General features: G+C 44.8%; 12 protein-coding genes and 1 pseudogene. 8 read left to right on the top strand and 5 right to left on the bottom strand.

Going from position 1 to position 12,662, the window contains the following annotated elements; all coding sequences use genetic code 11:
* Positions 1-19: 19 nt before the first annotated feature.
* On the bottom strand, positions 20-2,503 hold the full coding sequence (locus tag MIC7113_RS00705) for a phosphoketolase family protein (RefSeq protein WP_015180247.1): 2,484 nt from the start codon (positions 2,501-2,503) through the stop codon (positions 20-22).
* Between the two features lie 508 nt (positions 2,504-3,011).
* Entirely contained in the window at positions 3,012-3,503 is a 492-nt protein-coding gene (locus MIC7113_RS00700; protein WP_041780303.1) for an acyl-CoA thioesterase, read from the bottom strand.
* A 67-nt stretch (positions 3,504-3,570) separates the two neighbouring features.
* On the opposite strand from MIC7113_RS00700, the gene MIC7113_RS37420 reads away from it, so the two are divergent.
* The 3 genes from MIC7113_RS37420 (at position 3,571) to MIC7113_RS00685 (ending at position 5,514) form a co-directional block, all read left to right on the top strand.
* Positions 3,571-3,987, top strand: a complete 417-nt coding sequence (locus MIC7113_RS37420; RefSeq protein ID WP_015180245.1) for a hypothetical protein — start codon at positions 3,571-3,573, stop codon at positions 3,985-3,987.
* Between the two features lie 225 nt (positions 3,988-4,212).
* Entirely contained in the window at positions 4,213-5,049 is an 837-nt protein-coding gene (locus MIC7113_RS00690; protein ID WP_015180244.1) for a sulfite exporter TauE/SafE family protein, read from the top strand.
* Between the two features lie 3 nt (positions 5,050-5,052).
* Positions 5,053-5,514, top strand: a complete 462-nt coding sequence (locus tag MIC7113_RS00685; RefSeq protein WP_015180243.1) for a DUF1634 domain-containing protein — start codon at positions 5,053-5,055, stop codon at positions 5,512-5,514.
* 39 nt (positions 5,515-5,553) lie between these two features.
* Here the strand turns inward: MIC7113_RS00685 and MIC7113_RS00680 are convergent.
* Positions 5,554-6,351: pseudogene (locus tag MIC7113_RS00680) on the bottom strand (LysR substrate-binding domain-containing protein); the annotation flags it as partial.
* Positions 6,352-6,514: 163 nt separating this feature from the next.
* On the opposite strand from MIC7113_RS00680, the gene MIC7113_RS00675 reads away from it, so the two are divergent.
* From MIC7113_RS00675 to MIC7113_RS00655, 5 genes are all read left to right on the top strand, one after another.
* Positions 6,515-7,507 (top strand): ISL3 family transposase, encoded by a 993-nt coding sequence (locus MIC7113_RS00675; protein WP_015180242.1) that lies wholly within the window; start codon positions 6,515-6,517, stop codon positions 7,505-7,507.
* A gap of 184 nt (positions 7,508-7,691) precedes the next feature.
* Positions 7,692-7,895: a hypothetical protein gene (locus tag MIC7113_RS35760; RefSeq protein ID WP_216596353.1), complete on the top strand. Its 204-nt coding sequence runs from the start codon at positions 7,692-7,694 to the stop codon at positions 7,893-7,895.
* A complete protein-coding gene (locus MIC7113_RS00670; RefSeq protein WP_015180241.1) occupies positions 7,868-8,665 on the top strand; it encodes a sulfite exporter TauE/SafE family protein in 798 nt (265 codons plus the stop codon). The genes MIC7113_RS35760 and MIC7113_RS00670 overlap by 28 nt, the downstream gene beginning before the upstream one ends.
* 179 nt (positions 8,666-8,844) lie before the next feature.
* A protein-coding gene (locus MIC7113_RS00660) for an ISKra4-like element ISMic1 family transposase (RefSeq protein ID WP_076612115.1) occupies positions 8,845-9,923 on the top strand; the annotation gives its coding sequence in 2 pieces (ribosomal slippage) (positions 8,845-9,006 and positions 9,009-9,923; 1,077 coding nt in all).
* 79 nt (positions 9,924-10,002) lie between these two features.
* A complete protein-coding gene (locus MIC7113_RS00655; RefSeq protein ID WP_015180238.1) occupies positions 10,003-10,413 on the top strand; it encodes a hypothetical protein in 411 nt (136 codons plus the stop codon).
* A gap of 86 nt (positions 10,414-10,499) precedes the next feature.
* Here the strand turns inward: MIC7113_RS00655 and MIC7113_RS00650 are convergent, their stop codons facing one another.
* On the bottom strand, positions 10,500-11,804 hold the full coding sequence (locus MIC7113_RS00650) for a HEAT repeat domain-containing protein (protein WP_015180237.1): 1,305 nt from the start codon (positions 11,802-11,804) through the stop codon (positions 10,500-10,502).
* A gap of 79 nt (positions 11,805-11,883) precedes the next feature.
* Positions 11,884-12,126, bottom strand: coding sequence for a hypothetical protein (locus MIC7113_RS00645; RefSeq protein WP_015180236.1), 243 nt, complete (start codon positions 12,124-12,126; stop codon positions 11,884-11,886).
* Positions 12,127-12,662 lie beyond the last annotated feature (536 nt).

The following is a 12,662-nucleotide window of genomic DNA, read 5'->3' as shown; positions in this document are numbered from 1 at the left end:
ATTGCTTGGGAAAACGGTATCACTTCTTAGCCGGAGCACCCGATCGCACCGTTCCCCCTTCATCAGCAGCATCTGTTGATTTCGTTTCACTGGGTGTTTCAGGTTGAGCACCGCCAGAGTAAGGCCACTTCCAGTCGCGAACTTCAGGCAAATCATCCCCATATTTGGAAATGTAATGCACATGCTCGACTAACTTATCGTGGAGCTTCTGTTTGACATGCGCTCCGATATACTGAAGTCCGGGCACGCGATCGATCACATCCATCACTAGATGGAAGCGATCCATATCATTCCGTACCACCATGTCAAAAGGCGTGCTCGTTGTACCCTCTTCCTTATATCCCCGCACATGCAGGTTCTTGTGGTTTGTCCGGCGGTAGGTTAGGCGGTGAATCAGCCAGGGATAGCCATGATAGGCAAAAATCACAGGTTTATCGGGTGTAAAGATCGAGTCAAAATCTTTATCATTCAGACCATGAGGATGTTCGGTTTCAGGTTGGAGTTTCATCAAGTCCACCACGTTCACCACCCGTACCTTGAGTTCAGGGAAGTTCTGGCGCAATAAATCAACTGCCGCCAACGTTTCCAGGGTGGGAATATCGCCACAACAAGCCATGACCACATCGGGTTCACTGTTCTGGTCGTTGCTAGCCCATTCCCAAATACCAACACCTGCTGTACAGTGCTTAATCGCTGCATCCATATCTAAATACTGCAACGCGGGCTGTTTTCCAGCGACGACGACGTTGACATAGTGACGGCTACGCAAACAGTGGTCGGTCACAGACAATAGGGTATTAGCGTCCGGTGGCAGGTAAACCCGGATTACACTGGCTTTCTTGTTGACGACATGGTCAATAAAACCGGGGTCTTGGTGGCTGAAACCATTGTGGTCTTGTCGCCAGACGTGAGAGGTTAAGAGGTAGTTGAGAGAAGCGATCGGTCTGCGCCAGGGAATGTGACGGCAACTCTCCAGCCACTTGGCGTGCTGGTTGAACATCGAGTCAACGAGGTGAATAAACGCCTCGTAGCAAGAGAAGAAGCCATGACGCCCTGTGAGCAAATAGCCTTCCAGCCAACCCTGGCAGGTATGTTCGCTGAGCATTTCCATGACTCGCCCATCGGGAGAAAGATGATCGTCGTAGGGGTAGGTTTCATCCATCCAGGTGCGATCTGTGGCTTCAAACACATCGCCCCAGCGGTTGGACGCCGTCTCATCTGGCCCAACAATCCGGAAGTTGCGGCTTTGTTGGTTGCGCCTCATCACATCCCGTAGGAATTGACCCATGACGCGAGTGGCTTCTGCATTGGTAGTGCCGGGATGGGTCACCTCCACCGCATAATCTTGGAAGTCGGGCATCTTCAAATCACGCAGCAGAATTCCGCCGTTGGCGTGGGGGTTGTCACCCATGCGCCGATGTCCTTTGGGAGCGAGTTCTGCGAGTTCGTCAATTAACTTGCCATTTTCATCGAAGAGTTCTTCAGGCTTGTAACTCTTCATCCAGTCTTCGAGCAGTTTAATATGGTCTGGCTTGCTGGCGAGTTCGGCAAAGGGAACTTGGTGACTCCGCCAAAAATCCTCGGTTTTCTTGCCATCCACTTCTTTCGGGCCTGTCCAACCCTTGGGCGATCGCAAAATAATGATGGGCCATTGAGGACGCTTGGTGTTGCCATTAACACGGGCATCATGCTGGATGGCCTTAATTTCTTCAATTACGGTGTCCAGGGTTCCCGCCATCAATTGGTGCATGGCTTCGGGTTCTGAACCTTCGACGAAATAGGGCTTGTAACCGTAGCCAACAAACAGGCTTTCTAACTCCTCATGGCTAATCCGGGATAGGACTGTCGGATTCGCAATTTTGTAGCCGTTCAGGTGCAGGATGGGCAGTACAACCCCATCGGTGGCAGGGTTGAGGAACTTATTGGAGTGCCAAGCTGTAGCCAGGGGGCCGGTTTCTGCTTCCCCGTCACCCACTACACAGCAGACTAATAAGTCAGGGTTATCGAAGGCAGCACCATAAGCATGGGAAACCGCATAACCCAGTTCACCCCCTTCGTGGATTGAACCCGGAGTTTCAGGGGCAACGTGGCTGGGAATGCCACGGGGGAAGGAGAACTGTTTGAACAATCGCTTCATCCCTGCCGCATCTTGAGACACATTGGGATAGTACTCGCTATAGGTGCCTTCTAGGTAGGTATTGGCAACTAGCCCAGGCCCCCCATGCCCAGGTCCTGCAATGTAGATGCTGTTTAGGTCGTATTTCTTAATGATGCGGTTGAAGTGGACGTAGATAAAGTTAAGTCCTGGAGTCGTGCCCCAATGTCCCAGCAACCTAGGCTTAACATGTTCTAGCTTGAGAGGTTCCTTAAGCAGTGGATTATCTAATAAATAGATTTGTCCTACAGAAAGGTAGTTAGCCGCACGCCAATAGGCGTTCATTTTGTGTAATTCTTCTGCGGAAAGAGAGCCTTGTTGTGCTCTGGGAGTGGTCGCTTGAATCATAACTTAATTTCTGCCTTGTGGACTTTGCAATTTTGAAGCAGTTAGGTTAAAAGTGATTGATTCAGTACAAGTCAAAAAATGACCCATGACCTCTTGATCAATGATAAAGCGCTGCAATCGCTAACTTTCGCTTCAAGGGCTGAGGCGGTTTCGGGCTTAGCGAACACAACTTCAGCCCCGATGTTACGAAAGAGCTTGAAAATGTTTTGGAATATCCCGTTGATGTCAGTCGTCAACGCTTTGACGGACTCACTTTGTTATTTTGGATGTTCACAAACACATCGTATCTGCATTCTACTAATTCATTTCTCCGTGACTAGAGAAGTACTTCTTTAGATAGAGAATTATATACTTTATAAATTAAGTCTTGTTTCTTTTGTAGGATTTTATTCAAAAATAAAAGTGCGATTGCCTCTGAATTTGCTACAGGAAGCGATCGCACCTTGCAAGTCTTATCTGATACCTCAGTTAGGAAACGCTCGGCAATTTCCCTACTGAATGTTGGTCTTTATACGGAAAGCTTCACCAATGCATCTTTCACGGCTGAAGGCAATTGTCGCAAAATCTTGCCTTTTTCACGATCAACGGCAACTAATGTAATACGTGCTGTTAAATAGAGTTCTTCTCCATCGAGGGATTGAATCTGATAATCCCAATTGATTCGCACACCTTCCATATCTGCCATACGGGTTCTAACAGCGGCTGCCATTCCCATCCGCAGGGAGCGGTGATAGCGGATGGAAAGTTCGACAACCGGTAACTCACATCCCAAGGCGACTAACTCAGCATAATCGATGCCGATTGAGCGCAAGCATTCAACTCGTGCTTCTTCCATCCAGGCTAGGTAAGCGCCATGCCAAACAACACCCGAATAATCGGTGTGATGGGGTTGTGCCCGCACCAGATATTCAAACCAGTTCTCTGTAGTAGCTGTTAAAGAATAGTTTTGGATTTCGGCACTGGGTGGCAATTGAGCTGAGGTATATGATTGTTCCGGCATTTGACCAATGATTTTAGTGTATTGAATACGGCAGGATGAATTGACTGTGATCATCCACCTCTTGATCATGCAAAAGAGTTCACAACGGCTGCAACTCTATTTTGGACTTTGGGGCGGTGCCCGTGGCAAGAATCAATTGATTCTTGCCCCTGCTGAAAAACTCAATAATCTTTATCAGAAATTTTTATGTAAAGTATTTCGATGCAGTTACTTGGGTTTGTTTAAAGCTAGTCTGAAAAGCTCCGGTAATAATCTCGTTCCTTTTGTTTTAATTAAATTAGGCGTATTTATGGTCTGGGAACATCAGGCTTTAACGCCACTCCCACGAGGGGTTACTTGTTTCGGCTTGATGGAGGCTGATCCAGATGAACAGACGCTTACAATCCGTAACCAAAAATTAAGTTGGGTTAACCTTTGTCTTTTTCCATTACAAAAGGAGTACTCCTTGATGCATTCATCCGTTACCAAAAGCATGAAACACTGAAGTTTGTTCGGTGTGAAATGTCATACATGAGTGTAGCGGCTCCGTAGGAGCTAGCATAAAAGCTACTTCATTGCCCATCGTTTTTAACAAAATCCGTTGGCGTAGCTTTGTCAATAGCCTCTAGTTCTCGGAAAGTCATTGCTGCTGTCTTGCTTGAAAAACTTCACACTGTTTCTCTAATGATCTGGCATTCTTTCTGTGCATCCACAACAAAAAGGATAAACATTGAACATCCTGGAATTTTCTCTGTTCGTTTGGGTTGGAGCGTTTACGGCTGGCTTTTTAGGGTCACTCACTGGCTTAGGGGGTGGAGTGGTGATTGTGCCCCTCTTAACTTCAGTGTTTAGTGTTGATATTCGCTACGCTGTTGGCGCTTCCTTAGTCTCTGTTATTGCAACTTCTTCCGGAGCAGCATCGACCTATATTAAGAAGGGGTTTACCAATCTGCGACTGGGAATGTTTTTAGAAGTCGCGACCACAATTGGAGCCATAATCGGTGCATTGATTGCCACCTTTGTTTCGGTTAAAGCCCTCACCATTGTGTTGGCTATTGTCTTACTTTATTCCGCCTATTTGTCACAACAACCGCGAATTGAATCCCCGGATACGGAATCTTCTGACCCTTTCGTGGATCATCTCAGACTGAATGGAACTTATCCCACTACCGATGGATTAATGTCTTATCAGGTTCATGCGGTTCCGGTTGGGTTTAGTGTGATGTTAGTCGCTGGGGTGCTTTCCGGATTACTGGGTATTGGTTCGGGCGCATTTAAGGTGCTGGCAATGGATCAGGCTATGCGTCTGCCCTTTAAAGTTTCCACTACTACTAGCAATTTTATGATAGGTGTAACAGCCGCTGCCTCAGCAGGAGTTTACCTGGCGCGGGGTTACATCGATCCAGGTTTGTCAATGCCGGTGATGTTAGGAGTACTGCCTGGGGCTTTTTTGGGAGCTAGGGTTTTGGTCGGAGCTAAAACTCAGATTTTGAGGACGATTTTCAGTTTTGTCCTCGTGGTAATGGCGTTCAAGATGGTTTACAACAGTCTAACTGGGGGGCAATAGAGAGTGTATCCATTAGGGAAGTTAGCGAATGAGGAACAAGTTGAGAGCGAGAGTAACCTTACCCCTCTATCTAGTGATTGCACGCCGCACAACGCCAAGAGCGATCGCCATTTGGAGGAATTTATCAGTAATTTACTCAAATACGGGGTTCTTCTCGCTAGCGCCATCGTTTTCTTGGGCGGCATTTTGTACTTAATTCGCCACGGGACTGAACCGGCTGACTATCGGTTTTTTCAAGGAACGCCTTCTGAATTTTGTTCTCCAGAGGGTGTGCTGAAAGCGGTTTTTTCTGGAAGTCGGCGTGGCTTAATTCAACTTGGACTACTGATACTGATTGCCACACCGATCGCACGAGTTATATTTTCCTTTTTGGTATTTCTACGACAACGGGATTTTACTTATATTATTGTCACTTTGTGTGTACTCATGGCGCTGATTTACAGCATGATAGGAGCCTATGTTTAGGATGTATCACGATGTTTACATCCTAAACATTTTTTTCAATTATTGAGAGTGCGTCCCGAAAGTCAACATCTGTTCAAAAGCTTTTGAAAGACGAGTTTGAAAACGTCGTTGATGCTTCAGTTTCAAAAAAGGACGCACGATTTCCAACGTCACAGCAGCGCCATTTCTATGGTCTTTAACTTGAATTGCACGCAGGCTATCAAGCTGGAGTTCTTTTTTGACCATCAATTCAGAAATGGCGGCTGCACCAACACTGCTTTCAATGACGGCTTTGACCATTTCGCCACTGTGCAAGACTAAAACAGTATTCAAATCCGAGGGCATAATTCCCCAATTTTGCAGGGCTTGCTCAAATCTTTGTTGAGTTCCAGAACCTGCTTCTCGCATCACCCAATCGGTGTGATAAAGTTCGGTCAGGGCAACCTCTCCCTGCGGAAACCAAGGGTGAGATTGACCTACAATAATCACTAAGCGATCGCCCCCTACACTATCTTCTTCTAGAATATTTTTAACGGCTGGTTTAACCTCTCCTTCCACTAAGCCTAAATCAAACAGTCCCGTCGCCGTCCCTTCACATATTTCTTCCGTATTAGCGAGTGTACAATGGACTGAAATTCCAGGATGTTTGTGCTTAAATTGGCTAATCTTATCCGGCAACCAATAGTTGCCAATTGTGAGACTCGAACCTAATTTTAATTCACCTCTTTGGAGATTATTTAATTCCTGTAAACCCCGCTCTGTCAAAGCGACTTGGTCGATAATTTTTTGGGCTTCTGCTTGTAATAACTTTCCAGCCTCAGTTATTTCAATGTGGCGACCAATCCGATGAAAGAGTTTCGGTTCTTCATGAGTCAGTATGCTAAATCAATAGCTAAATAAGTCAATAAAGATGAATAAATGCGAAAGAAAGTCAACCAAGTGGTTGTCGGTATTGACAAAGAAGGTCATATCCTATTAACTATAAACCGTCAAAACAGGGATTGAACGCATAGATAGTGAGATGGCCACAAAAAAGAGAATAAAGCTGCTGACAGAACTCTTGAATATAAAAGGAATAAAAGTAATTTCACATCGTCAACATGAAGGGATTGGCATAATTGTACAGGTGGAATTAATTGGCAAAGAAAGTAATTGCCCTCGTTGTGGAGCAAAAAGTCGTAGATTACACCAAAATCATCGACACATAGTAAAAGATTTACCTTGGGGAGAAATGCCAGTGTTTTTAGAAATAAACAGACGACAATTTAAGTGTGAAAAGTGTGAGAAACCGTTTAGTGAACAGTTAGAATTTGTCAGTTCAAGAAGAACGTACACAAAACGGTTGGCTAATCAAATAATTCAAGACGTTTTAGAAAACGATATCCACAGCGTAGCGAAAAAAGGAGTGGTAACAACGGCGGAAATAGAAAGGATGTTAAAAGACGCATCAAAAGACCTGTTAAAAATCAAACCTATAGACTTAAAAAGATTAGGAATTGATGAAATAGCACTGATTAAAGGGAAGGGGAATTATTGTGCAGTATTAGTAGATTTAATAAAAACCGCAAAATGCCGGGAAGAAAAAGCAGAACATTCGCCAGTGTTAGAGGGATTAAAGAAAAGTAAATATGTCTTGCTCAAGAACGAATCCGACCTAAGTGAACAGCAAAAAGTTAAACTGATTCAAGTCAAGAATGTATCTCTTACTCTCAAGAGAATGCATGAATTAAAAGAGCAAATTCGCCAAATTTTCACTCAGACCCAGCATTGGTTAGCCGGATTATTTCACTTGGGAGGATGGCTGAAGCAAGCGAAAAGCTATTTTCCTGATAGCCAGAAGACTATCATCCGTTGGTTGGATGAGATCATTGCTTACTTTGATAACAGAACGACTAGCGGTGTTGTGGAGGGGATTAACAACAAACTTAAGTTGATTAAGCGCTCGGCTTATGGGTTTCGGAACTTTGACAATTATCGAATTAGATGTTTGCTTAACTGGCATTTCATTTGTTAGTTTAGCATACTACATCCTGAAGAACCAAAAAATTAAAGATTTAATGAAGTTTCTGGCTCAAAAATAACAAGAGTTGATGAACTTCCCCTAATTCTTGCCAATGAGACCAGAAGCAGCATAATATTTTATCAAGCTTTTCTACAGTAATCCGATCGTCTTACCGTAGATCTAATTCACCAAAACTTTGTTATGGAGAGAAGGGCGTGAATTGGCGCAAAGGGGCTGGGTCTACGACCAACCCATTGCTCGTCGGCGTTGCTGTGTTTTGGCAGAAACGCTAAAGCAGACTACCAGTGTGAAGCGCATCTATCCCAAGGAATATGGTTTTCACACTCTTACCCTCTCAGACAGGACAGCCCTATGCACTATTTACTACTACCGTTCTTAAGCTTCTTAGTTGGCATCGTCGTTGGGTTAACGGGAGTGGGTGGAGCATCGCTCATCACTCCGATGTTGATTTTCCTGTTCCAAGTCCCACCTTCGATTGCAGTTAGCTCTGATGTGGTGGCTGCCACATTAATGAAGGTTATCGGCGGCGTCAAGCACTGGCGGCAGCAAACCCTTGACCTGCAAGTTGTCAAATGGCTGGCATTGGGGAGTGTTCCTGGGTCACTGACTGGAGTTGGGATTTTATACCTGCTCAAGCATATAGGAGCGATTAACCTGGATTACATCCTGCTCCGCTTGATCGGTGCCATGATGTTGGTGGTCACGGTATCAGCACTGGCGCAGTTACTGCTCAAGACGTTTATACCGAAGTTAAAGTTACCTGAACTGCCCAAGTTTGACTTAAAAACTAAGTCGGGTCGTCTTCAAAGTGTCAGTGTGGGTGCAGTTTTAGGTAGTATGGTGGGTCTGACTAGTGTGTCCTCTGGTTCGATGTTTGCACTGGTGCTGATTGCCTTTTTCCGCCTTGACTCTCGTAAGTTGGTGGGTACAGATATTTCACAAGCCGCAATTTTGTTGCTGTTTACTTCTTTGGGACACCTCGGCCTTGGGACGGTTGACTGGAGTTTGGTATTACCGATCTGGTTGGGTACGGTACCGGGAGTATTAGTAGGTGCTAGGCTCTGCAAAATTACCCCTCAACGGACTCTCCGCTTTGTGATTTATTCCATCCTATTAATGGTAAGTTGGAAGTTGGTTTATCAAGCTTGAAGTGGGCTGCCAAATTTTGACATTAGACGTTCTACTGTCCCTATCAGCTAGGGAGCATCCCAATTTTGCAAGAAGGCAAGAGAACGGGAAGTTTATTCGCGATTTTTACTCGCGAATAAAGGCCGACTAGGCGGATGTTGCCCTAACTGCGACAATTTAATTAGTTAGGGAGCCTCTTTATGACAATGACACCAGAAGACAAAAAACTTTTAGCCGACCATATCAAGGCGATAGCTAAAATTCTCTATAAAAATACTCCACAAGAGAAAATTGAGACGTTAGAGGGTATTGAAACAGCGGTGCGCGACCAAGTGCTAGAACATGTCAGCCCCCAAATAACCTTTTTTTTATCGGAGAAAAGACGGGAACAGAATCGGGACGCATCCGAACGATAAGAAGTTGTGTGGGTCGGATAAAAATCACTCAAAAACAAGCGTCACGTTTAGGAATTGAGCCGTATCGACGGTTAAGTCCTCTTCTGGAAAAATGCTGTTTATTACTTGCAGCAAATGAATCATTTCAAGATGCAGAGAATGACCTGAAAGTCTTGACCGGGGTAGAAGTAGGTCACAGCACTCATCATCGCCAAGCCCAGAAAGTAGAGCTATCGCCACCTAATATTAAACAAAAACTGACAGAAGTTTGTCTCGATGGTGGGAAAGTGCGTTTACGCTCACAGGAAAAAGGTAAACCCGCCTACTGGAAGGAGTATAAAACCGGACGACTACAAGGAATATATTACGGAGCCTTCTTTCAAGATAATTTTTCTCTAATTAATTGGGTGAACAGCCAAAACCTGGCTCGAACCATTTATTGCTTGGGTGATGGACACGATGGGGTGTGGAACCTATTTGCACAAATAGCCGACGACCAGACCCGACAAGAAATTCTTGACTGGTATCATTTGAAAGAGAACCTCTATAAAATTCAGGCATCGAAAAAGTTTTTAGAACAAATCGAAGCAGATTTGTGGCAAGGAGTGGTCGAAGAAGCGATTAGTAAACTCCGGAAAACTAACTATGTCGGGGCTACTAACTTTATAAGTTATCTACGTAAACATAGGCATCGCTTAGTCAATTATATGTACTTTCAAGCCGAACAATTAAGTTCGATTGCTTCGGGAGCTGTAGAGTCTGCGGTCAAACAGATAGACAAGCGGCTACAAATAGTCGGCGCTCAATGGAAGTCCCAAAATTTACCGCAAATGCTGCAACTGCGGTGCGCTTATCTGAATCGACAGCTTGCTCCAAGCGCTTAAAAAACCCAAAAACAGTATGAAAAGAAGCACGCTGCTTTTTTTCGCGAGTTACAATCGCGAATAATTAGGATTTATCTTTATGCCTCGAAAGACTTCCAAGGATATTGAGCGAGATAAACTCGCTCGATTTGAGCGTATTAAAAAGGCGATAGCAGCGTTAGAAAAACAACAAAGACAAATATTAAAACAGGGTGAGCTGGCTCCATCCGGGGCTTGGGTAGCGCGTTATCAAGTTCGGCAAAATAATAAGAAATATTGGTACTACAAATTACAAGTGCCGACTCCATACTTCCCATGCGCGACCTCCGAAGAGTTGAGTAAATACAAGCATCTGGGGAAAGCTGGTACTACTGACCATATAGATGCTGTCATGTCTGTTTTTAGGCGTTCTGTTATCGATGAGATACAGAAGCTCATCCGTTCCCTAGATGATTGCTTGCTGGATATTACTTCTGGAGCCGAGCAGGAGGAAGAAAAACCGCAGGATTGAATCTCCCGAAGTATTCGCGATTATTACTCGCGAATAATGGCTGTCCCTTTATTTTTGCACAATTGGGATGCTCCCATCAGCTATCACTAAACTTGCCATTCGGCTAACGCGATCGCAATTCCTTGTTTTAAGTTAGGTGTTAGGTTCTCATCAATGGCTAACTGTTCTAACTGCTGATGTGCCGTTGGGAAGTTTTTCAAAGCGGCGATCGCATGTAGTCTGACACTGTCTGTGGGATCTGCCAATAATTCCAACAAAGCATCCATGGTACTGTGTTCTCCCAAATGACCCCAGGCTTGTGTCAGGGCTTGTCTGACAGGAATAGACTGGGCGGCAGGGTGTTCTGAATAGAAGAAATCGAGGAGAATCTGAGCCGCTCTGATTTTAAGTCCTGGTTGTTCTATGCGTCCCAGTACGGTGATCATTTCATGCACAGCTTCCATCGATACATTTGGCAGTGCTTGCTGTAAATAATCTAAAGCTTTGCTGGTTTCTATCCAGCCCAATGCCCGAATGAAGTCGATTTGTAAAGGAATCGGTGTTGCTGGGGACTGAATCACCTTAAATATCGCCTCAGCCGCCTCATCGGTTCTTGAACGCCCTAATGCAAGTGCTGCTTGCTGGCAAACGTCTCGATTGAAGTCATAAAGTAAAGGTTGGAGACGATTGAGTAAATCTAATTCTGCCCACAAATCAGATCGCAAGCCTAAACCCGTCACAGCTTCCTTTCTCACCACGGCTGCATCATCTTTCAACGCCTCAAGTAGAATGGGTGGAATTCTGGAGTCATGGAAACTGCTGAGGGCTTCAATCGCTGTAGAACGGACTGCAACTTGGGAATCGTGAACCACACTCAGCAAGGGTTCAATAATTTCTGGCCGGCGGATTTGGGAGAGTGCAGTGGTTGCCCACAACCGGGTTTCTGGATTAAGTAATAGATCCCCCAAAGCGCCAACGGCTGAGTTTCCCAAACTAGAGAGAGCACTTGCTGCCATAGCAACTAAGTCTTCATCATCAGCCGTTTTGAGCAAATTGACTAAGGTAAGAATCACAGTAGGATGGTTAAAGTCTGCCAAGATGCGACCGGCAAACCAGCGTGCCTCCATCTGTGCTTCGTCATCTTCTAGAATTTCAATTAGGGGTGCGATCGCTCGTTCTCCCAGTTTGGGAAACAGCTTAGCCACCTCCCAGCGTTCTCGAAAATCTCCTGCATCGAGAACCTCTAAAGCCAAATTTAAGACTTGCTCTAAATCTGTCTCATTGAGCGGTGCTGATTCAGCATCCGTGTTTGTAGCGTTCGTACCTAATGGCAGACGCTGTAAGCATTGATTGAGCAATGACCAATTTCCCTGATTCGCCGCAGCAGTCGCTTGTTCTAAAAGCTCTGACATGATCTAATTTTTGGTTTTGGCGAGATTAATTCTACCCAATCCAAAACCTAAAATCGCGTTGTTAAAGCTCGTCCCCATCTTAGAATAACCCTTTGCCATTGACCAGTTGCCAAATTGTGGCAGTACCCCAAGTCACAGCATATATCGACTGGGTGACAATCAGCATCAGGATTGCGATTACAGCAATCAGGAGGCTACAGGTAATGATGGCAACTTCTTCTGAGACAATAGCTGATGTTTCTTGAGCTTTTCTTTGCCTACAACTTACGATTAAGTATGTGTTCTTGAGGTCTTGATCTAAAGTTGATGTTTGGTTAAACATTTTGGCTTTGATGGGTATATAAGACAGATGGACTATTTATCTTTAAACACTCTTTTAAATGGCTTGTGTATATATATGTAGAGAAGTTATGGATATTGGGAAAATCTATGGTTACATTTCTTTTGTCGGCTCATATTCTATGAGTAACTTCTCAGCCTAAGATTCAGCAATTAGGCTGAATTAAACTCCGCATAAGTGTTGAAATTGAAACCATTCAAATCTTATTTAAATTCAGTCTATATTTATGCTGCTCTGTCAAGAGAGGCATGAACCCCCATTTATAGAGAGCCGACGCTAGCGTCAGCGAGTCTGAAGGAGCCAGCGCAGATTGCCGTCATCCAAAAATTGGTGTGCATGAAAAAGCGCCTGGGAGTCTTGCCGTGTTTCGACCCCAAGCGCTTTTTCGTTGTAACTTTATCTCCTCACACAAGAGTAACTATATCCCGTTCCATCTCGAAATCGGATTCAAGGACGTGACACTTTCGGAAGTGACACTCACCTGGCAAAAGCAATCCATTTGGATAAAGCCCTTACAG

Origin of the sequence: Allocoleopsis franciscana PCC 7113, assembly GCF_000317515.1 — a bacterium.
Taxonomy (GTDB): Bacteria; Cyanobacteriota; Cyanobacteriia; order Cyanobacteriales; family Coleofasciculaceae; genus Allocoleopsis; species Allocoleopsis franciscana.
This window is presented reverse-complemented; position numbering and strand designations above follow the sequence as displayed.

Bases quoted from the DNA above. Each gene is read 5' to 3' on its own strand.
- MIC7113_RS00705 (WP_015180247.1), bottom strand. From the start codon at position 2,503: ATGATTCAAGCGACCACTCCCAGAGCACAACAAGGCTCTCTTTCCGCA.
- MIC7113_RS00700 (WP_041780303.1), bottom strand. From the start codon at position 3,503: ATGCCGGAACAATCATATACCTCAGCTCAATTGCCACCCAGTGCCGAA.
- MIC7113_RS37420 (WP_015180245.1), top strand. From the start codon at position 3,571: ATGCAAAAGAGTTCACAACGGCTGCAACTCTATTTTGGACTTTGGGGC.
- MIC7113_RS00675 (WP_015180242.1), top strand. From the start codon at position 6,515: ATGGCCACAAAAAAGAGAATAAAGCTGCTGACAGAACTCTTGAATATA.
- MIC7113_RS00670 (WP_015180241.1), top strand. From the start codon at position 7,868: ATGCACTATTTACTACTACCGTTCTTAAGCTTCTTAGTTGGCATCGTC.
- MIC7113_RS00655 (WP_015180238.1), top strand. From the start codon at position 10,003: ATGCCTCGAAAGACTTCCAAGGATATTGAGCGAGATAAACTCGCTCGA.
- MIC7113_RS00650 (WP_015180237.1), bottom strand. From the start codon at position 11,804: ATGTCAGAGCTTTTAGAACAAGCGACTGCTGCGGCGAATCAGGGAAAT.
- MIC7113_RS00645 (WP_015180236.1), bottom strand. From the start codon at position 12,126: ATGTTTAACCAAACATCAACTTTAGATCAAGACCTCAAGAACACATAC.